Source organism: Acidovorax lacteus, from assembly GCF_039540375.1.
GTDB lineage: Bacteria > Pseudomonadota > Gammaproteobacteria > Burkholderiales > Burkholderiaceae_C > Acidovorax_G > Acidovorax_G lacteus.
Genome location: NZ_BAABEX010000029.1, coordinates 112,827 through 133,247 on the forward strand (window position 1 = coordinate 112,827; position 20,421 = coordinate 133,247).

11 protein-coding genes are annotated in these 20,421 nt (G+C 70.2%); 8 read left to right on the forward strand and 3 right to left on the reverse strand.

Annotation, left to right across the window (positions count from 1 at the left end; translation table 11 throughout):
• Positions 1 to 2: 2 nt before the first annotated feature.
• Entirely contained in the window at positions 3 to 905 is a 903-nt protein-coding gene (gene yghU / locus ABD866_RS13375; protein WP_345066013.1) for a glutathione-dependent disulfide-bond oxidoreductase, read from the forward strand.
• Between the two features lie 20 nt (positions 906 to 925).
• The gene (locus ABD866_RS13380) at positions 926 to 1,558 is read left to right on the forward strand and encodes a glutathione S-transferase family protein (RefSeq protein WP_345066016.1); all 633 of its coding nucleotides are present in this window, start codon (positions 926 to 928) and stop codon (positions 1,556 to 1,558) included.
• Positions 1,559 to 1,795: 237 nt separating this feature from the next.
• Here the strand turns inward: ABD866_RS13380 and ABD866_RS13385 are convergent, their stop codons facing one another.
• Positions 1,796 to 2,686: an NAD-dependent epimerase/dehydratase family protein gene (locus ABD866_RS13385; RefSeq protein WP_345066018.1), complete on the reverse strand. Its 891-nt coding sequence runs from the start codon at positions 2,684 to 2,686 to the stop codon at positions 1,796 to 1,798.
• Between the two features lie 644 nt (positions 2,687 to 3,330).
• On the opposite strand from ABD866_RS13385, the gene ABD866_RS13390 reads away from it, so the two are divergent.
• Positions 3,331 to 4,191 (forward strand): ZIP family metal transporter, encoded by an 861-nt coding sequence (locus ABD866_RS13390; RefSeq protein ID WP_345066020.1) that lies wholly within the window; start codon positions 3,331 to 3,333, stop codon positions 4,189 to 4,191.
• Between the two features lie 170 nt (positions 4,192 to 4,361).
• Here the strand turns inward: ABD866_RS13390 and ABD866_RS13395 are convergent, their stop codons facing one another.
• Both ABD866_RS13395 and ABD866_RS13400 read right to left on the reverse strand, forming a co-directional pair.
• Positions 4,362 to 5,114 carry a LytR/AlgR family response regulator transcription factor gene (locus ABD866_RS13395; protein WP_345066023.1) on the reverse strand — a complete coding sequence of 251 codons (753 nt, stop codon included), beginning with the start codon at positions 5,112 to 5,114 and terminating at the stop codon, positions 4,362 to 4,364.
• Entirely contained in the window at positions 5,095 to 6,300 is a 1,206-nt protein-coding gene (locus ABD866_RS13400) for a sensor histidine kinase (protein ID WP_345066026.1), read from the reverse strand. The genes ABD866_RS13395 and ABD866_RS13400 overlap by 20 nt, the downstream gene beginning before the upstream one ends.
• A gap of 51 nt (positions 6,301 to 6,351) precedes the next feature.
• Between ABD866_RS13400 and argH the strand changes: the two genes are divergently transcribed.
• The 5 genes from argH (at position 6,352) to ABD866_RS13425 (ending at position 20,415) form a co-directional block, all read left to right on the forward strand.
• The gene (gene argH, locus ABD866_RS13405; protein ID WP_345066029.1) at positions 6,352 to 7,809 is read left to right on the forward strand and encodes an argininosuccinate lyase; all 1,458 of its coding nucleotides are present in this window, start codon (positions 6,352 to 6,354) and stop codon (positions 7,807 to 7,809) included.
• A gap of 158 nt (positions 7,810 to 7,967) precedes the next feature.
• The gene (locus ABD866_RS13410) at positions 7,968 to 9,416 is read left to right on the forward strand and encodes a diguanylate cyclase domain-containing protein (RefSeq protein ID WP_345066031.1); all 1,449 of its coding nucleotides are present in this window, start codon (positions 7,968 to 7,970) and stop codon (positions 9,414 to 9,416) included.
• A 250-nt stretch (positions 9,417 to 9,666) separates the two neighbouring features.
• Positions 9,667 to 15,681 (forward strand): alpha-2-macroglobulin family protein, encoded by a 6,015-nt coding sequence (locus ABD866_RS13415; RefSeq protein WP_345066034.1) that lies wholly within the window; start codon positions 9,667 to 9,669, stop codon positions 15,679 to 15,681.
• 22 nt (positions 15,682 to 15,703) lie between these two features.
• On the forward strand, positions 15,704 to 18,082 hold the full coding sequence (pbpC, locus tag ABD866_RS13420) for a penicillin-binding protein 1C (protein WP_345066037.1): 2,379 nt from the start codon (positions 15,704 to 15,706) through the stop codon (positions 18,080 to 18,082).
• A 20-nt stretch (positions 18,083 to 18,102) separates the two neighbouring features.
• On the forward strand, positions 18,103 to 20,415 hold the full coding sequence (locus ABD866_RS13425) for a bifunctional diguanylate cyclase/phosphodiesterase (protein WP_345066039.1): 2,313 nt from the start codon (positions 18,103 to 18,105) through the stop codon (positions 20,413 to 20,415).
• Positions 20,416 to 20,421: the final 6 nt, after the last annotated feature.

Consider the following 20,421-nt stretch of genomic DNA (forward strand, 5'->3'; position numbering starts at 1 on the left):
GCATGTCCACCCCCTACACCCCCCCCGCCATCTGGCAATGGAACAAAGAAAACGGCGGCCAGTTCGCCAGCATCAACCGGCCCATTGCCGGGGCCACGCACGATAGGGAGCTGCCGGTGGGTAAGCACCCGCTGCAGCTGTATTCGCTGGGCACGCCCAACGGCGTGAAGGTGACGGTGATGCTCGAAGAGCTGCTGGCCCTGGGCCATGCCGGGGCCGAGTACGACGCCTGGCTGGTGCGCATCAACGAGGGTGAGCAGTTCGGCAGCGGCTTTGTATCGGTCAATCCCAACTCCAAAATCCCGGCGCTGCTCGACCGTACCGATCCCGCCCAACCGGTACGCGTGTTCGAGTCCGGCGCCATCCTCATGTACCTGGCCGAAAAGTTTGGCAGCGCCTTCTTGCCCCAAGACGGCGCAGCGCGCGCCGAATGCCTGTCGTGGCTGTTCTGGCAGATGGGCAGCGCGCCCTTTGTGGGCGGCGGGTTCGGGCATTTCTATGCCTATGCGCCGGTCAAGATCGAATACGCGATCGACCGTTACGCAATGGAAACCAAGCGCCAGCTCGATGTGCTGAACCAGCGCCTGGCCGAACACGAATACGTGGCGGGCAGCGACTACACCGTGGCCGACATCGCCATCTGGCCCTGGTACGGCCTGCTGGTGAAGGGCCAGGCCTACAACGCGGCCGAGTTTTTGCAGGTGCACGAATACACCCACGTGGTGCGCTGGGCCGAGCAGGTGGCGCAGCGCCCGGCAGTGCAGCGCGGGCGCAAGGTGAACCGCGTGGTGGGCGACCCGGCCAGCCAGTTGCGCGAGCGGCACGACGCGAGCGACTTCGACACCAAAACCCAGGACAAGCTGGAGGCCGCCGCGCAAGCCGCAGGCGCCGCCCCCGCCCGCTAACCCTTTTGCAAGGCCCCGGGATGATCACCCTCTACGACTGCGCTACCGCCCCCAGCCCACGCCGCGCGCGCATTCTGCTGGCCGAAAAAGGCATTGCCCACGCCACCGTGCAGGTGGATCTGAAGAACGGCGAGCAACTGGGCGAGGCCTACCGCCGCATCAACCCGCAGTGCACCGTGCCGGCGCTGCGCACCGAAGACGGCCTGCTGCTGGCCGACAACGCGGCCATTGCCGCCTACGTGGAAGCGCGCTGGCCCGAGCCGCCCCTGCTGGGCACCACCCCGGCTGAAAAGGCCGAGGTGGCCAGTTGGCAGTGGCGCATGGAGTTTGAAGGCCTGATGGCCATTGCCGAGGCACTGCGCAACAGCTCGCCTGCCATGGCCAACCGTGCGCTGCCCGGCGCGGTGAACTACCCGCAGATTCCGGCGCTGGCCGAGCGCGGGCTGGCCCGGCTGGGCCAGTTCTTTGCGCTGCTCAACGAGCGGCTGGAGGGCCGCGAATTCATCGCCACCGACCGCTTCAGCATCGCCGACATCACCGCCGCGGTGGCGGTGGACTTTGCCCGCGTGGTCAAGCAAAAGCCCGGCGAGCAGCACCCGCACCTGCTGCGCTGGCGAGCGGCCATGGGCGAGCGGCCGTCGATGGCGCTGTAAGGGCGCCCGCTGCCGACCAACGGGCGACATGGATCGGCTGAGTGTGGTGACTGGGTTGCTATTGAATTAATAGCTGCTCGTGCTTGATCTGAAAGCACGAACTGGCGATTCGGCTTGATGCCAGCCGCTTGCCACGCCAGCAGATGGCCCGCATGCACGCCATCGGCATCACTGCGGAGGCTGCAATCGCGGGCTTGCGCCGCGCATCAAGATCCATACCGCAGCACCACGCCCCTGCTACCGCCAGGCCGCCGCCACCAACCGGCTGTGGTGCGTCCCGGTGCGCCCGATCAGGCGCTCGAACGCGCTCGGGTCGCCCACGTTGTCGCTGCCCAGCAGTTGCAGCGCCTCGGTGCACCAGGGTACGCCGGGCACGGCGTCGCCCATGCGGGCGCTCAGGCGCGTGAGCAGGTCGGGCAGGCGCAGCACGGCGGCGCTGCCGTGGCCGAGTTGTGCGCGAAGGCTGGCCACCAGTTGGGCAAAGGTCAGGGCCTCGGGCCCGGCGCAGACCACGGTGCCAGTGGTGCCCTGCGCGCTGCCCAGCAGCGCCGCCACGGCGTCGGCCAGGTCGAGCACCGATACCGGCTGCACCCGCGCCGTGAGCATGGGCCCGGGCATGACCAGCAGCGGCAGGCGCGCCAGGTTCATGAACAGCGCACTGCTGTCGCCGCCACGGCCAAACACCACGCTGGGCCGCAGTATGACGGGCTGCAGTTCACCACGCGCGGCCAGGCCGCGCAGGTGGTCTTCGGCGGCACGCTTGGTGGTGGCGTAGCGGGTGGGGCTGCCGTCGATGCCCAGGGCCGACACCTGCACCACGCGGCGCACACCCATTTGCGCGCAGGCGTCGAACAGGGCCGCCGGGGTGGCGTGGTGCACGGCGTCAATCGGGCGCGCGCCGCTGTCGCGCAGCACGCCCACGGTGTTGACCACCGCGTCAATGCCTTCAAGCCGCGGCCGCCATGCGGCGGGGGTGGTGTCGCGCGCAAAGTCCATGGGCACGCCACCCGGCTGGCGGCCCTGGCTGCGGGGCGATACGCCGCCGTGCACGGTGTGCCCCGCGCGTTGCAGGGCTGCGGCCACGGTGCGGCCGATGAAGCCGGTGGAGCCTGTCAGAAGCACATGCATGGTGATCTCCGCTGTGGGCGGCCGGGGGAATACCCGGCCCGGCCCCGTTGCGCCGAGTGTGGCAGAGCCGCCCGGGCGCTGCGCACTGCGGGGCCAAAACCGGGCAGCGTTGTGGGGCAAGGCAGCGCAGGCGTGGCCGGGTGATGCCGTTGGCGGGTCGCTGGCGTGGCACCCGCGGCGCCGCCCGCGCCATTGCGACCGCGGGCCGCAGGCGCATGGCATGGGGCAGGGCGGAAGGGCGGAAGGGCGGAAGGGCGGAAGGGCGGAAGGGCGGAAGGGCGGAAGGGCGGAAGGGCGGAAGGGCGGAAGGGCGGAAGGGCGGAAGGGCGGAAGGGGCCGCGCGTGGGCGTACCGCTTGCAGCGCGGCCCGGGCCTGCTGGCCCCTGCCGGGCGCGCGCTGCGCGGCGTTCCGCTGCCATCCGAAGCCGTGCCCGCACCGCAACCTCTTGACACGATTGCTAAGATTTCTACACACGAAGCCTTCGTGTCGGACCACCCCCTGCGGGTGGCGTGTTCACAGGTGCCGCGGGGCGCATCCCGGCGGGGCCACCCGTCTGGGTGCGGCCTGCGGGTCGATGGCCTGCCCAGCCGGGGCCGCGCGTGCGCCCCGGGTCACGGCGGCCCTTTTGCAGATCGGTTTTGGAATGACTCTTTTGGCAATTCTTCTGGCCACCCTGACGGCAGGCATTGGCAGCGTTTGGCTGGCCGCGCTGTTGCTGCGTCTGGGGATGGACGGCAAAGGCGGCGCTGGCCGCGTGGGCTCGCAGCACCTGCTGAGCCTGGCCGCGGGGGCGCTGCTGGCCACGGCGTTCATGCATTTGTTGCCCGAGGCCTTCGAGAGCCACGCGGGGGCGCACGACCTGTTCCTGACGCTGCTGGTGGGCGTGGTGTTCTTCTTTCTGCTCGACAAGGCCGAGCTGTGGCACCACGGGCACGAGCACGGGCACGGCCCCGAGCCCGCCCAGATGCCGGGCCAGCACGCAGCGCACGACGGGCACCACCACAGCCACGCACACCACGGCCACCACCACGATCACGCGCATGGCAAGAAGGGCTCGGGCGGCTGGGCCATCCTCACCGGCGACAGCGTGCACTGCTTTGGCGACGGCATCCTGATCGCGTCGGCCTTTGTGGCCGACATGCGGCTGGGCGTGATTGCCGCCCTGTCGGTGCTGGCGCATGAGGTGCCGCACCACATGGGCGATCTGGTGGTGATGCGCCAGACAGGCGCGTCGCGCCGCACGGCGCTGGTCAAGGTGTCGCTGGCCGGGGCGGTGACAGCCTTGGGCGGGGTGCTGGGCTACTTTTTGGTGGCGCAGTTGCAGGACTGGCTGCCGTACTTTTTGGTTGTGGCCTCCAGCAGCTTTGTGTACGTGGCGCTGGCCGATCTGATCCCACAACTGCAAAGACGCTTGAGCGCACGCGAAACGGTGGCGCAGATCTTGTGGCTGGTGGCCGGTATCGTGGTGGTGTCGCTGGTCAGCGGCCTAGCCCACGCGCACTGAGCGCTTGGCACGGAGCCTTTGCACTCTGATTGCTATCATTTTTATAGCTGCTTGTGCTTGGTTTTCAAGCACGAGCAGCCTGTTTGGGCAGAGATCACAGCAGCGTGCCACCACCCGGCAAGGCGGGCGGGACAAGGCATGCGCGGCCCGTGGTCAGAGTGCTGCGCGGCTCAGCGCGTGAGCTCTTCGCGCACGGCCGCCACCTGGCGGCGCGAGACGGCCAGCAGCTCTGTGAGCCCCTGCAGCCGCACGGCCCAGCCTTCGCCCTCGTCGGGGTCGTAATGCTTCTCCAGTGCGCGCACGGCGCGGCGCGCCACCAGGGCGTTGCGGTGCACGCGCATGAAGTGCTCTGCGTAGCGCGTTTCCAGTTCGCTGAGCGTGCCGTCCAGGATGTAGCTGCGTGTGACGGTACGCACCGTCACGTATTTCTGTTCGGCCTTGAAGTACAGCACCTCGGCCAGCGGCACACGCTCGGTGCGGCCGCGGTCCTGGATCAGCAGCGCCTCGCCCGGGGCCAGCCCGGCGGCGGGCAGCACCGGCGCGTCGGGTCGCGCCGTGCGCAGGGCCTTGCCCAGCGCCTGCTGCAGCCGCTCGCGCCGCACCGGCTTGGTGAGGTAGTCCACGGCGTCTAGTTCGAAGGCGCTCACCGCATGGTCGGCGTGCGCGGTCACGAACACGATGGCCGGCGCGTGCGGCAGGCTGCGGATGGCGTGCGCGAGCTGCAGGCCGTCCTGGCCAGGCATGTGGATGTCCAGCAGCACCACGTCCACCGGGCGGCCGGTGCCCGACTGCAGGTGCGCCATGGCCTCGCCCGCATGGGCGGCTTCGCTCAGCAGCAGCGGTGTGGGCAGGCTGCAGTCGGCCAGCAGGGTGCGCAGGCGGCTGCGCGCCAGGGTTTCGTCGTCAACGATCAGGATGTGCATGGTCGTCCGTGGTCTGGGGGCGCGCGGCGCGCGTGCGGTCGGTGCGCGTCCGGGCAGCCCGGTCGCGGGTTTTCTTGCGGTGGCGGGGGGGCGGCGTGTCGGGCCGCCGCGCAAGGCCGTGGGCGGGCAGGGTGATGCGCACCTGGTACAGGCCGTCTTGCACCCCGGCGGTGAATTCGGCCTCCACGTCGTGCAGCAGCGCCAGCCGCGCGCGCACATTGGCCAGCGCAATGCCGTGGCCGCGGGGCGCACCGTCGTCCGGCGTGTCGCGCGGCGGCAGGGTGTTGGTGATGCGGATCAGCACGCGGCTGCCGCGCAGCTCGGTCGTCACGCGCAGCTTGCCGCCGCGGGGGCTGGGCTCCACGCCGTGCTTGACCGCGTTTTCCACCAGCGGCTGCAGCAGCAGCGGCGGCAGCACGGCTTCGTCGCAGCGCGGGTCGATGGACCACTGCACCTGCAGCCGCGGGCCGAAGCGCACCTCTTCGATCGCCAGGTAGCGCTGCGCAAGGCGGATCTCTTCGGCCAGGATGACGGATTCGCCTTGCTCCACCAGCGCGTGGCGGAACAGGTCGCTCAGGTCTTCGAGCAGCGATTCGGCCTTGGCCGGTTCGTCGCGCACCAGGGCAATCGCGCTGTTGAGGGTGTTAAACAGAAAGTGCGGCCGGATGCGCGACTGCAGCTCCGTCAGGCGCGCGGTGGTGGCCGCCGGGGTGCGCCCCCGGGCGCGCAGCACCAGCGCCGTGACCAGCATGGCCGCCAGCAGCGCGCCGCTGGCCGCGCTGGCGGCCCAGGGCGGCTGTTCCAGCACACCCGTCAGCACGAGCATGGCACAGGCGTAGCCGCCCGCCACTGCGCCCAGCGCCACGCCGGCCGTGTATTGCAGTGCGGTGGACGCCCGCTGCAGCAGCCGCTTGAGGCTGCAGGCCACCACCAGCCACAGCAAGGTGGCGGGCAATGCGCCGCCCGTGATCATGGCCATGGTGCCCAGCCATTCCAGGGGAGTCGTGGCGCGGTACATCGCGCCCACGCCCACCACGGTTTCGACAAACAGCACCGCGCGCAGCACCACGCCGACATGGCAGGCATCGAACACCAGCGCACGCCCTTGCAGCCGCGCGGCGCGCAATGCCGCAGCCGGCGAGTCGGTCACGCCGGGGCGGGTCGATAAAATTTGCGTGCTATGCATTGCGGCATCCGGGCGGTCCGGGTGTCTGAACCACCGGATTATTGCCCCCTCATGTCCACCAGCCAACCCACGCAACCGTCCCACAACCAGCTCGACACCAAGGCCCAGGCCTGGTCGGCCCTGTTCTCCGAGCCCATGAGCGAGCTGGTCAAGCGCTACACCTCGAGCGTGTTTTTCGACAAGCGCCTGTGGCTGGCCGACATCACAGGCAGCCTGGCGCACGCCGAGATGCTGGCCGCCCAGGGCATCATCGCCACGGCCGACTACGAGGCCATCCAGCGCGGCATGGCGCAGATCCGCAGCGAGATTGAGGCCGGCCAGTTCGAGTGGAAGCTGGACCTGGAGGACGTGCACCTGAACATCGAGGCGCGGCTGACGCAGCTGGTGGGCGATGCAGGCAAGCGCCTGCACACCGGCCGCAGCCGCAACGACCAAGTGGCCACCGACGTGCGCCTGTGGCTGCGCAGCGAGATCGACCTGATCACCGACCTGCTCAAGGAACTGCAGACCTCGCTGGTCGAGGTGGCCGAGCAGAACGTGGATGTGATCCTACCGGGCTTCACCCACCTGCAGGTGGCCCAGCCCGTGAGCTTTGCGCACCACCTGCTGGCCTATGTGGAGATGTTTGCGCGCGACGCCGAGCGCATGCAGGACGTGCGCCGCCGCACCAACGTGCTGCCGCTGGGCTCGGCCGCGCTGGCCGGCACCACCTACCCGCTGGACCGCGAGCGTGTGGCCCGCACGCTGGGCATGGACGGTGTGTGCCAGAACAGCCTGGACGCCGTGAGCGACCGCGACTTCGCCATCGAATTCACGTCTGCCGCCAGCCTGTGCATGGTGCACGTGAGCCGCTTGAGCGAGGAGCTGATCATCTGGATGAGCCAGAACTTCGGCTTCATCCGGATTGCAGACCGCTTCACCACCGGCAGCTCGATCATGCCGCAGAAGAAGAACCCCGACGTGCCCGAACTGGCCCGCGGCAAGACCGGCCGCGTGGTGGGGCACCTCATGGGCCTGATCACGCTGATGAAGGGCCAGCCGCTGGCCTACAACAAGGACAACCAGGAAGACAAGGAGCCGCTCTTCGACACCGTGGACACACTCAAGGACACGCTGCGCATCTTTGCCGAGATGGTGGGCGGCCAGGTGAACCCTGCCACGGGCAAGAAGGAAGGCGGCATCACCGTCAACGCGCAAGCCATGGAGGCCGCCGCGCAAAAGGGCTATGCCACCGCCACCGACCTGGCCGACTACCTTGTCAAGAAGGGCCTGCCCTTCCGCGACGCGCACGAGACCGTGGCCCACGCCGTGAAAGCCGCGCAAAGCCATGCCTGCGACCTGTCGGAGCTGCCGCTGAATGTGCTGCAGGGCTTCCACCCCGCCATCGAAAAGGACGTGTACGAGTGCCTGAGCCTGCGTGGCTCGCTGGGTGCGCGCAACACGCTGGGCGGTACGGCACCGGCCCAGGTGCGCGCGCAGCTGGCGCGCCACCGCGCCCGCCTGGGCTGAGTGGGCCCCGGGCCCCGCGGCACTGCGGCCCCGCGGGTCGGGGCCTTATCGGGCGACAAGGCCGTGTGGGCGTTATCGGCGGGGGCTGTTGCGGACGTGCGTCTCGCGCGCACAGCGCCGTTGGGCCGCTGCCGGTTTGCAGGTAATCTCTGGCGCCCATGTCCCAACGTCTTCCTTCGCACTGGATCCGCCACCGCCTGCTGCCCCTGGCCGTGGGGGTGTGCAGCGCCGCGCTGGCCGCCGCCCTGGTGTGGGTGGTGATCGACATCTCCCACGCCAAATCCCGCACGCAGATCCAGGCCCAAGCGCAAAGCCATCTGCTGCAGATCCGCGACCGCCTCGACCGGCAACTGCAGAGCACGCTGTCGGTGCCCGAAACCGTGGCGGCCTTCATAGCTGCGCAGGGCGGCATGTCGCAAGAGGTGTTTTCCACCGTCGTCGGCCGACTGTTGGAGCACCAGCGCAACATCCGCAACCTGGCCCTTGCGCCGGACAACGTCATCAGCGACGTGTATCCGCGCGTGGGCAACGAGCGCGCGCTGGGCCTGCGCTACATGGACAACCCCCAGCAGCGCGGTGCGGTCGAGCGCGCCATCCAGACCCGCCGCACCGTGGTGGCCGGGCCGATTCCGCTGGTGCAGGGCGGGCTGGGCATCATCAGCCGCACCCCGGTGTTTCTGGCACACCCACCGGGCAAGACGCCCGAGGGCGGCCCGCGGTACTGGGGCATCGTGTCGCTGACCGTCAACGCAGACACCTTGTTTGCCGATGTGGGCTTGCAGACCGAGCAGATGGGCTTCCAGATTGCGGCTCGCGGGCTGGACGCAACGGGCTCGCAGGGTGCGGTGTTCATCGGCAAGCCCGAGACCTTCGAGCAATCGCCCGCCACGCTCGACGTCCCCTTGCCCGGCGGCGGCAGCTGGACGCTGGGCGCTGTGCCCGTGGGCGGCTGGAAGGACGCTGGCCGCGCGCCGGCGCTGGTGGTGACGCTGGCCTACGCCTTTGCCCTGTTGCTGGGCCTGCTCAGCGCGCGGCTGGTGCGCTCGCACCAGCAGGTGCTGGCCCTGGCCACCCACGACCGGCTGACCGGGCTGCCCAACCGGCGGCTGTTTGAAGACCGCTTGTCGCAGGCCGTGCTGGCTGCGCACCGCGACCACCGCCCGGGTGCGCTGCTGCTGGTGGATCTGGACGGCTTCAAGGCCATCAACGACGAATGGGGCCACGCCTGCGGCGACCAGGTGCTCATGCGCGCGGCGCAGCGCCTGGCCAGCGTGGCCCGGGCCAGCGACACCGCTGCGCGGCTGGGCGGAGACGAGTTTGCGCTGGTGCTCAATGTGGTCGAGTCGCGCGACGCCGCGCGAGATGCGGCCCAGCAGGTGCTGGCTGCCTTGCTGGCCCCCATGGGGCTTGACAACGGGCAGCACGTGCTGGTGGGGGCGAGTGTGGGCGTGGCGCTGTTCCAGGGACCCGCGCTGGAAGGTATCGGGCCACTGATGGACCGCGCCGACCGCGCGCTGTACGCCAGCAAACGCGAGGGCAAGGGCGTGGTCACGCTCGCCGACGATGCAGGCCGTACCGACGGCCTGGCAGCGGCCACGGGCGTGTAGGGCCGGCGGGCACGCAGCCTGTATTCCGCTTCTGCCCTGTGCCTTGTGCCTTGTGCCCTGATCGCCGACACCGGCCGCAACCGCAGTCCAGCGCTGGCTTGGAGTCGGCGGCTGCGGTGTGCTGTTTCTGTGCAACAGGGCCGGGGGCTGCGGCGCGATGAGGCGCCGCGGCGCGCGTAAGGGCTTGCAACCGATGCTCCACCGGCGTTGGCATTTGCTAGGCTGTGGAACCATCGAGAGGGAATACACCATGACAACACGCGCACACAGCGTGCTGGCCGCTGCTGCGGCCTGGGGAATGCTGCTGGCCGCGCCTGCGGCGCAGGCCCTGCAGATCAGCAGCCTGTCGCCGCAGGGCGAGGTGGCGCAGGTGCGCCAGGTGGTTGTGAAGTTCGACACTGCGGCCACCACGTTTGGCGACGCGCGTGCGCCCGCCCCGGTGGCGGTGCAGTGCAGCGACGCCCAGGCCTCGCAGGGCAGCGGCCGCTGGACGAGCGAGCGCGAATGGGTGTTCGACTTCGCCAACGACCTGCCGCCGGGTGTGCGCTGCACGGTGGCCGCGCGCGCGGGCTTCCAGTCGCCCGCGGGCGAGGCGTTGCGTGGCACGACCAGTTTTCGCTTCCAGACCGGTGGGCCGTTCGTGCGCCAGATCCTGCCTGGCAGCTGGACCCCCATCGAAGAAGAGCAGTTCTTCCTGTTGCAGCTCAACGGCCCGGCCACGGCCGAGAGTGTGCAGGCCAACGTCTGGTGCACGTTGCAGGGCGTGGGCGAACGCATTCCGGTGCGCCTCATCGACGGCCCGCAGCGCAAGGAACTGCTGCGGGCGCAAGGGCTGGAGGCGCTTGCGGCCAAGGAGCCGCTGGCCCTGCACGCGCTGGCCTGCAACCGTCGCCTCACGTCGGGAGCGCAGATGCACCTGGTGTACGGCAAGGGCGTGACCACGCCCAGCGGCCTGGCCAACAGCGTGGAGCGCCGCACCACCTACAAGGTGCGCGAGGCCTTTGCGGCCGAGTTTGCGTGCGAGCGTGAAAACGCCCAGAGCGCCTGCCTGCCGATCCGGCCGCTGCAGCTGAGCTTCAACGCGCCGGTGCCACGCAAGCTGGCGCAGGCCGTTCGCCTGCAGGGTGGCGGGCAAAGCTTCAAGCCCCAGCTGGAGGGCGACCCGGAACCCGGCAGCAGTGGCAAGCCGGCCGACCCCGAGGGCTTGGTACACAGCCTGCAGTTCAAGGCGCCGCTGCCGCAGGACACGGCCTTCACCATCGAGCTGCCCAAGGACTTCAAGGACGCCTCGGGCCGCTCGCTGCGCAATGCAGGCAGCTTTCCGCTGCGTGTGAGCACGGCGGGCATGCCGCCGCTGGCCAAGTTTGCGGCGGCGCCCTTCGGTATCGTCGAGCGCCTGGCTGAAGGCCCGGGCGGGCCGGCGCTGCTGCCCGTCACGCTGCGCAATGTCGAGGCTGCGCTGCGCGTGCAGGGCCTGGCCCCGGTGAATGGGCAGGTGCGCACGCTGCAGCCGGGCAGCGACGCCGAGATCATTGCCTGGTGGTACCGGGTGCAGCGCTTTGACCGTTTCACGCTGCCGCGCCGCGACGTGCAGCGCGAGGTGCAGGGCCCCCTGCCCAAGCGCTTGCCCGACGACGAATCGGGCGATGTGCAGACACGCATGGTGTCGCTACTGGCCGGGCGACCGGGTGTGGCAGCGCTCACGCTGCCCGAGCCTGCCAAGGGCGATGGCAAGGCTGGCGCCGGCGGCGAGGCCATGCGCCCGTTCGAAGTGGTGGGCATTCCGCTGCCGCCGGGTTTCCATGTGGTCGAGATCGCCTCGCCGCGGCTCGGCCTGTCGCTGCTCGACGAGCGCCATGGCGCGCCGCGCACCATGTATGTGCGCACCTCGGCGTTGGTGACCAACCTGGGCGTGCACTTCAAGCTCGGGCGCGAGAACGCGCTGGCCTGGGTGACCACGCTTGACAAAGGCCAGCCGGTGTCGGGTGCGCAGGTGCGCGTGTCGGACTGCAGCGGCAAGGAGCTGGCCACTGCGCGCACCGACGCGCAGGGCGTGGCGCGCATCGAAGGCCTGTCGCCCGACCCACAGCGCTGTGGTTATGGCGGTGAGGGCAGCGGTTACTTTGTCAGCGCGCGCGCCGCCGGCCCGGACGGCGTGCAGGACCTGGCCTTCACCTGGAGCGACTGGCAGCGCGGCATCGAGCCCTGGCGCTTCAACCTGCCCACGAGCAGCGATCCCGCGCCCGATGAGCGCGCCCACACGGTGATGGACCGCATGTTGCTGCGCGCGGGCGAAACCGTGTCGATGAAGCATGTGCTGCGCACCGAAACCGGGCGGGGTCTGGGCCTGCCCACGGCACGCCCTGAAAGCCTGGTCATCACCCATGTGGGCAGCGGCCAGCAGTTCACGCAGCCTTTGGTATGGCGCAGCACGGCCAGCGGCGGCCTCAGCGCGCACAGCGAGTTTGCGATTCCGCCGGCCGCGCGCCTGGGCGAATACACGGTGCAACTGCAGCGCTCTGCCCGGCCCGAGCGCTTTTTTGACACCGGCCGCTTCCGTGTGGAGGAGTTCCGACTGCCGGTGCTGGAAGGGCGGATTGCGCCCCAGCAAAAGCAGCCGCTGGTGCGCCCCAAGGCGGTGCCGACCGAGGTACAGGTCCACTACGTATCGGGTGGCCCCGCCGCGCAGTTGCCGGTGCGCATATCGGCCCTGGTGCGCGGCAAGGCGCTGGGTTTTGCAGACCACGAGGGCGTGAGCTTCCAGCCTCCGCGGGCCCCGGGTCAGCCGGGCAGCGGCGCGGGCGACAACGAAGAAGCCGCAGCTGGCGACGAGTCCAAGCTCGTGGCCGACAAGCTGCCGCTGCAGCTCGACCGCCAGGGCCAGGGCCGCATCACCATTGAGAACCTGCCGGTGGTGCGCCAGCCGCGGGAGCTGGTGCTCGAAGCCGCCTACGCCGACCCGAACGGCGAAATGCAAACCCTGCGCAGCGTGCACACCCTGTGGCCCGCGCAGGTGGTGGCGGGCATCAAGGCCGACGGCTGGGCCTCGGCGCGGCAGAAGGTGCGTTTTCAGGCGCTGGCGCTGCAACACAGCGGCAAGCCCGCGCCCGAAGTGGCACTCAAGGTCAAGGCGGTGGCGCGCATCACCACCACGGCGCGCAAGCGCATGGTGGGGGGCTTCTACAGCTACGACCATCACACCGAAACGCGCGACCTGGGCGTGGTCTGCTCGGGCCGTAGCGACGCGCGTGGGCTGATGCTGTGCGAGGCCAGCCTCAAGGAGGCGGGTGAGGTCGAACTCGTGGCCACCGCCACCGACCGCGACGGCAACACCAGCGAGGCCGCGACCACGGTCTGGGTCACGCGCCAGGGTGAGCTGTGGTTCGGCGGCGAAGACCACGACCGCATCGACGTGCTGCCCGAGAAAAAGCAGTACCGCGCGGGCGAGGTGGCCCGCCTGCAGGTGCGCATGCCCTTCCGCCAAGCCACGGCCCTGGTGGCGGTGGAGCGCGAGGGCATTTTGGAGACCCAGGTGGTCACGCTGCAGGGCGACGATCCAACCGTGCAGGTCAAGGTGCAGCCCGAATGGGGGCCCAATGTGTACGTCAGCGTGCTCGCGCTGCGCGGGCGCCTGCGCGAGGTGCCCTGGTACAGCTTCTTCACTTGGGGGGTGCGCGCCCCACGCGAGTGGTGGAATGCCTTCTGGTACGAAGGCCGCGAGTACGTGGCCCCCACGCCGCTGGTGGATCTGAGCAAGCCCGCCTACCGCCTGGGCGTGGCCGAGATCCGTGTCGGCACTGAGGCCCACCGGCTGGACGTGCAGGTGCAGGCCGACCGCGAAAGCTACCCGGTGCGCGGCAAGGCGCAGGTCACCATCACCGCCCGCCTGCCAGACGGCCAGCCCGCGGCCGGCGCCGAGGTCGCCGTGGCCGTGGTGGACGAAGCGCTGCTGGAGCTGATGCCCAACACCAGCTGGGATCTGCTGGACGCCATGCTGCAGCGGCGCAGCTGGGGCGTGCAGACAGCCACCGCGCAGATGGAGATCATTGGCCGCCGCCACTACGGCCGCAAGGCCGTGCCCGCCGGCGGTGGCGGGGGGCGTGGCGGCACGCGCGAACTGCTCGATACCCTGCTGCTGTGGCAGCCTGCGGTATCGCTCGATGCCAAGGGCCAGGCGCGCGTGGTGGTGCCGCTCAACGATGCGCTGACGCGCTTTCGCGTCGTGGCCGTGGCCGACAGCGGAGCGGCCCGCTTTGGCACGGGCACGGCCAGCATCCGCACCACGCAAGACCTGCAGATCATCAGCGGCCTGCCGCCGCTGGTACGCGAGGACGACCGCTTCCGTGCGCAGATCACGCTGCGCAACACCACGGCGGCTGCCATGAAGGTGCAGGTCAGCCCGCGGGCCACGCTGCTCGAACTGCCCGCGCAGACCATCGAACTGCCAGCCGGCGAGTCGCGCGAGGTGGCTTGGGACGTCACCGCCCCCGCGCAACTGGCCTTCACCCGTGCTGAGGCGCTGCTGTGGGAGATCGAGGCGCGCGACACCCTGGGCGGTGCGCGCGACGCGCTCAAGCTGCGCCAGCGCATCGTGCCGGCCGTGCCGCTGTCGGTACAGCAGGGCACGCTGGTGCAGCTCGACGGCCCGCTGAGCCTCGATGTCAAGGCCCCGGCCGATGCGCTGCCCGGCCGCGGCGGCGTGCGCGTGGCGCTGCAGCCCCGCCTGGCCGAAGGCCTGCCGGGCGTGCGCGACTGGTGGGCCCGCTACCCGTTTGCCTGCCTGGAGCAAAAGGCCAGCAAGTCCATCGGCCTGCGCGACGCGGCCCTGTGGCAGGGCGTGGCCGCGCAACTGCCCACCTACCTCGATGCCGACGGCCTGGCCAGCTACTTCCCGCCGCGCGCGGGCGAGGGCAACCGCGGCAGCGACACGCTCACGGCCTACCTGCTGGCCGCCACGCACGAGGCCAGCCAGATCAACCCGGCCTTTGCGCTGCCCGACGCCGCGCGCGCCGCCATGGAGCAGGGCCTGACCGCGTTTGTGGAAGGCCGCATCCAGCGCGAGGTGTGGAGCCCGCGCAAGGACCTGGACCTGCGCAAACTCGCGGCCATCGAGGCCTTGTCGCGCTACGGCCGGGCGCAGCCGCGCCTGCTGCAGAGCATCACCATCGCGCCGCAGCAATGGCCCACGCATGCGCTGATCGACTGGCTGCAGATCCTGCGCCGCATGCCCGACCTGGCCGACCGCGACAAGCGCCTGGCCGAGGTGCAGCAGACGCTGCGCGCGCGGCTGTCCTTCCAGGGCACGCGCCTGGTGTTCAGCACCGAGCGCGACGACTACTGGTGGTGGCTCATGCAAAGCGGCGACGTGAACAGCGCGCGCCTGCTGCTGGCGGTGATGGACGATCCGGCCTGGAAGGACGACCTGGGCCGCATGGCCTCGGGCTTCATTGCGCGCCAGCAGGGCGGGGCCTGGCACACCACCACGGCCAACCTGTGGGGCGGCCTGGCGCTCGAGCGCTTCTCGGCGCGTTTCGAGTCGGCCCCCGTCACGGGCAGCACCCGTGCCACGCTGGCCGGCCAGGCCGCAGCGGTGGACTGGGCGCGCGTGGAGCGCGTCAAGACCACCGATGCCGCCGGTGCGCCGCACCAGACCACGGCCTTTGGCGCACCCGCGGCCGTGGGCATGCTGCGCAACAACAGCGTGCTGCTGCCCTGGCCCGCGCAGCCGGTGGCCGAGCCGCTGGTGGTCACGCACCAGGGCACGGGACGCCCCTGGGCCACGCTCCAGTCGCTGGCGGCGGTGCCGCTCAAGGCGCCGTTTGCTGCGGGCTACACAGTGCGCAAGACCGTCACCCCGGTGGACGGCCCGGCCGCCCCGGCCGGCGGGCCGTATGCGCGCGGTGAGGTGCTGCGCGTGACGCTGGAGATTGCCGCCACCACCGACATGAGCTGGGTGGCCGTGACCGACCCGATTCCGGCCGGTGCCACCATCCTGGGCAGCGGTCTGGGCCGCGATTCGGAGATCGCCACGCGCGGCGAGCGCAAGGAGGGCAGCGGCTGGCTGGCCTTTGAGGAGCGGAGCTTCGAAGCCTTCCGCGGCTACTACGAATACCTGCCGCGCGGCACCACCCGGCTCGAATACACCGTGCGCCTGAACAACGTGGGCGAGTTTGCCCTGCCGCCCACGCGCGCCGAGGCCATGTACGCGCCCGAGGTGTACGGCGAAACGCCCAACCCGCGTGTGCGCGTGGTGCCCGCACGCTGAGCCCGGAGCGGGTGGCCTGAGCATGCGTACGCACCCCCTTACAGCCCGGGCGGGCGTGCACGTCTGCCGCGGCCTGGTGCTGCTCGGCTGGCTGGCCTGCGCGCTGCCCGCGCTGGCGCTGCCCAGCTTTCACGAGGTGCGGGAGGACTTCCGCTCGTCGGAAACCCGCGTGCTCGACCGCCATGGCCAGCTGGTGCAGCGCGTGCGCACCGATGCCAGCGTGCGCCGCGGCGACTGGGTAGCGCTGGCCGATGTATCGCCCGCCTTGCGCACGGCGCTGGTGTTCAGCGAAGACCGGCGCTTTTACGAGCACAGCGGTGTGGACTGGCGCGCCGTATCGGCAGCCGCCTGGGGCAACCTCTGGAACCAGCGCACCCGGGGTGCCAGCACGCTGACCATGCAGCTTGCCGGTCTGCTGGACGACGACTGGCGCCGCGCGCCCGGCGGGCGCAGCGTGGTGCAGAAGATCGGCCAGGCCGCCGCCGCCCAGGTGCTGGAGCGCCGCTGGCGCAAAGACCAGATCCTGGAGGCCTACCTCAACCTGGTGCCGCTGCGCGGCGAACTGGTCGGTATCGACGCACTGTCGCGCACCTTGTTCGGCAAGGCCCCCCACGGGCTGGACGCACGCGAAGCCGCCGTGGCCGCAGCCCTGGTGCGCGCGCCCAACGCCCCGGCGGCGCAGGTGGCGCGGCGTGCCTGCGGGGTGCTGCGCGAGCTGGAGTCCGCGCCTGCCACGCCCGTCGCCCGACTGGCGGATTGCGAGGCGCTGGACCTGTTCACCGCCGCTGCCTTGCAGCGCCGCGCCTACCGCCCGGCCGAAGGCATGGCACCGCACTTTGCGCGCCAGCTTTTGCGCGAGCAGGCCGCAGGCCACCCGGAGGCGGCCCCGCCGCGCACCGTGACCAGCAGCCTGCGCGCGCCGCTGCAGCGCTTTGCCGCGCAGGCGCTGGAGCAACACCTGCGCGAGCTGCGCGGCCGCCAGGTGGAAGACGGTGCGCTGGTGGTGCTCGACAACGCCACGGGCGAGGTGCTGGCCTGGGTGGGCTCGTCCGGCAGCCTGAGCCAGGCCAGCGAGGTGGACGGCGTGCTGGCCTGGCGTCAGCCGGGCTCCACGCTCAAGCCTTTTCTGTATGCGCAGGCGCTGGCCGAGCGGCGGCTCACGGCGGCTTCGCTGCTCGAAGACTCGCCCGCCCATATTCCTACGGCCAACGGCCTGTACATCCCGCAGAACTACGACCGGCAGTTCAAGGGCTGGGTGTCGGTGCGCACGGCGCTCGCGTCGTCACTCAATGTGCCCGCGGTGCGCACGCTGGTCATGCTCTCGCCCGACGCGCTGGCCGAGCAGTTGCGGGCCCTGGGCATCGCCCTGCGCGAATCGGGCGGCTACTACGGCTTCAGCTTGGCGCTGGGCAGTGCGGAGGTACCGCTTTTGCAGCTGACCAATGCCTACCGCGCGCTGGCCAATGGCGGGCGGCCCGGGCCGGTGCGCCTGACCCCGGCGGCCCGGCCCGCGCCACCGGCTACGCAGTCGGGTGGGCCCGTGCTCGACCCGCTGGCAGCCTTCATCGTGGGCGATATCTTGTCCGACCCGCACGCGCGTGCGCCCACCTTCGGGCTCGACAGCGTGCTGGCCACGCGCTTCTGGACGGCGGTGAAAACCGGCACCAGCAAGGACATGCGCGACAACTGGGCGGTGGGCTGGTCGGCCCGCTACACGGTGGGCGTGTGGGTGGGCAACGCCAGCGGTGCGCCCATGCAGGCCGTCAGCGGCACCAGCGGCGCCGCGCCCGTGTGGGCGGCGGTGATGGGCTTTCTGCATGCGCGCGAGCCCAGCCGTCCGCCGCGCCCGCCTGCCGCGCTGGTGGCGCAGGCCGTGCGATTTGGCCCAGGGCCAGACGGCGCGGCACTCGACGCAGCGCGGCGCGAATGGTTTCTGCCCGGCACGCAGCAGGCACTGTTTGCGGTGGACGATGCTATCAATTCAGGAGCTGCTCGTGCTTATCAAACAAGCACGAGCAGCCAAAAAGGCTTGAATCCTCAGGCCCCCGCTGCGCGGGATGCGGCTGCGATGGCGCGCATCCTGGCCCCGGCACCTGGCACCGTGGTCGCGCTGGACCCGGACATTCCGCCCGAGCGCCAGCGCCTGCGCTTTGAGGCGGCGCATGCGCCGCCGGGTGCGCAGTGGCGCATCGCGGGCCAGCCTGTGGGGCGGGGCAACCCCTGGCTCTGGCTGCCCTGGCCCGGACGCCACCGGGTAGAACTGCTGGACGCGCGCGGCCAGGTGCTTGACAGCCTGGCGATCGAGGTGCGCGGAGCGAGTGCAGTGCCCAGGGCTGCGGCGTCTGCGGGCGCTGCGGTTCGCCCACTGGCGCTGGGGAGTTCCGGCGTGGCCCGGCCGTAGAATGGTTACAAATTGTCGCCATGCAGTCCGTTCGCCAGTTCTTCTCCCATCGCCTCGTGTGGCTGGCGCTCGTGGTGTCGCTGGGCATAGGGGCGCTGTTCGCCCGTGCGATCTGGACAATCCGCAGTGACGAGTGGAACTACGCCACCCAAACGAATGCCAACCTGGCCAGTGCGCTGGAGCACAACCTTTCGTGGACGCTGCGTACGCTGGATGACACGCTGCGCGGTGTTGTGACGGAACTGGAGCGTGCCGACCTGGACCGACTGGCCCCCGCATTGCGCAAGCGGCTGCTGTTTGACACCACGCTGCGTGTGCCAGGTGTCGGGTCGGTGCTGGTGATCGACGCCCAGGGGCTGGTGCGCTACGACTCCGAGGGCCGAGGCACCGACACGGCCTCGGGTGCGCCGCGGTCTTTTGCAGACCGCGACTACTTCAAGGCATTCGCGGCAGGGCAGCACGACGGAGTGTTCATCGGCACCCCCGTGCCCTCGAGGCTCACGGGGCTGTACATCCTGCCCGTGGCACACGCCTGGAAGACCCCCGACGGGGCATTTGCCGGCGTGGTGGTGGGGGCCATCCAGCTGGGCTATCTCAAGGAGCTTTTCGGCACGCTCGACCTTGGGCCCAACAGCGGCGTCAACCTGTTCCACGCCGATGGCACCGTGATCGTCCGCTTTCCGTACGGCGATGCGGATGTGGGCACCAGCCTGTCGGGCAGTGAGAACATGCGGCAGTTTCAGTCTGCGCCCGAGGGTGTGACGATGGGCCGTGCCTCGATCGACGGCGTGGAGCGGCTCTATGCATGGCGCCATGTGTCGGGCTATCCGCTGATCCTGAACGTGGCCCAGTCCACCGATGCGCTGCGGGCGCAGTGGTACCGCAACGCGCTGGTGCTGGGCGGCTTTGCGCTCTTCCTGATGGTGGCGAGCGTGGGGCTTGCAGGCCTGTTCGTGCGCGAGCTGGTGCGCCGCCAGCAGGCCGATGCGCAGCTGCGCGATGCCGAGCGAGATCTGCGCACCATCCTGCACAGCTTGCCATCGCTCGTGAGTTACTGGGACATGGGGCTGCGCAACCGTTACGCCAACAGCGCCTACCTTGACTGGTTCGGACACACGCCGGAACAGCTGCGGGGCATGCATATCCGCGATCTGCTGGGGCCGGAGCAGTTCGCCATCAGCGAGCCCTTCCTGCGCCACGCGCTGATGGGCGAGCGCCAGATCTTCGAGCGCACCTACCCCGACCGCAAAGGTCGCCTGCGCCATGTGATCGTGTCCTATGTGCCCGACCGGGAGGCAAACGAGGTGCGTGGTGTGTTCGTGCAGGTCACCGACATCACCGACCGCAAGCGCATGGAGGACGAGCTGTTCGAGGAGAAAGAGCTCGTGCGCCTGACACTGCAGTCGATTGGTGACGCCGTGGTATGCGTGGACGAGCGTGGTCACATCACGTACCTGAACCCGGTGGCTGAGCGGCTGACCGGCTGGCAGGGCTTTGACGCCGCCGACCGGCCGGTGGATGAAGTGCTGCAGGTACGCCAGCCCGATGGCAGTGTGCTGGCCGCCGGTCCGTTGCGCCGCGCGCTTGAAGAAGGCGTGTCGGTGGAGCCCACGCGGGGCATCGTGCTGGGGCGAGAGGACAGCGTGCGGTACGTGGTGGAAGAATCGGCCAGCCCCATTCTGGACCGGCACGGACACATCAAGGGAGCCGTGGCCGTGCTGCGCGATGTGACCGATGCGGTGGCCATGGCCGAGCGCATGGAGCATCTCGCGCAATACGACGCGCTCACCGATCTGCCCAACCGCGTGCTGCTGCAAGACCGTGCGCGCCAGGCCATGGCCCAGGCGCGGCGCGATGGCAAGACGCTGGCCGTGGTGTACCTGGACCTGGACGGCTTCAAGGCGGTCAACGACACGCGCGGCCACGAGGTGGGTGACCAGCTGCTGGTGCAGTTTGCGCGGCGCCTTGCGGCGGCGGTGCGACAGTCCGACACCGTGTGTCGCCAGGGAGGTGACGAATTTGTGCTGCTGCTGCCGGGACTGGAGAGCGCCGAACTGTTGGGCGCAGTAGCGGCCAAGCTGCTGGCGGTGTGCGATGAGCTGTTCGAGCTGCCAGGGGGCACGGTGCGCGTGGGCTTGAGTGCTGGTGTGAGCCTGTTTCCGCAGCACGGGCAGACGCTGGACGAACTGTCTCGGCACGCGGACGCCGCCATGTACGCTGCCAAGCAGGCCGGCCGCCAGCAGGTGCGTGTGTACGTCGGGGAGGGGCAGTCCCCGGCGCTGTTGGCGCAGGCCCAGAATCGCAACGAGCCGGACCCCGGCGTCATGATCTGACCGCTG

Excerpts from the sequence above, each read along its gene's own strand:
- ABD866_RS13410 (WP_345066031.1), top strand. The coding sequence starts at position 7,968 with ATGTCCCAACGTCTTCCTTCGCACTGGATCCGCCACCGCCTGCTGCCC.
- argH (WP_345066029.1), top strand. The coding sequence starts at position 6,352 with ATGTCCACCAGCCAACCCACGCAACCGTCCCACAACCAGCTCGACACC.
- yghU (WP_345066013.1), top strand. The coding sequence starts at position 3 with ATGTCCACCCCCTACACCCCCCCCGCCATCTGGCAATGGAACAAAGAA.
- ABD866_RS13400 (WP_345066026.1), bottom strand. The coding sequence starts at position 6,300 with ATGCATAGCACGCAAATTTTATCGACCCGCCCCGGCGTGACCGACTCG.
- ABD866_RS13425 (WP_345066039.1), top strand. The coding sequence starts at position 18,103 with ATGCAGTCCGTTCGCCAGTTCTTCTCCCATCGCCTCGTGTGGCTGGCG.
- ABD866_RS13385 (WP_345066018.1), bottom strand. The coding sequence starts at position 2,686 with ATGCATGTGCTTCTGACAGGCTCCACCGGCTTCATCGGCCGCACCGTG.
- ABD866_RS13395 (WP_345066023.1), bottom strand. The coding sequence starts at position 5,114 with ATGCACATCCTGATCGTTGACGACGAAACCCTGGCGCGCAGCCGCCTG.
- ABD866_RS13390 (WP_345066020.1), top strand. The coding sequence starts at position 3,331 with ATGACTCTTTTGGCAATTCTTCTGGCCACCCTGACGGCAGGCATTGGC.
- pbpC (WP_345066037.1), top strand. The coding sequence starts at position 15,704 with ATGCGTACGCACCCCCTTACAGCCCGGGCGGGCGTGCACGTCTGCCGC.
- ABD866_RS13415 (WP_345066034.1), top strand. The coding sequence starts at position 9,667 with ATGACAACACGCGCACACAGCGTGCTGGCCGCTGCTGCGGCCTGGGGA.
- ABD866_RS13380 (WP_345066016.1), top strand. The coding sequence starts at position 926 with ATGATCACCCTCTACGACTGCGCTACCGCCCCCAGCCCACGCCGCGCG.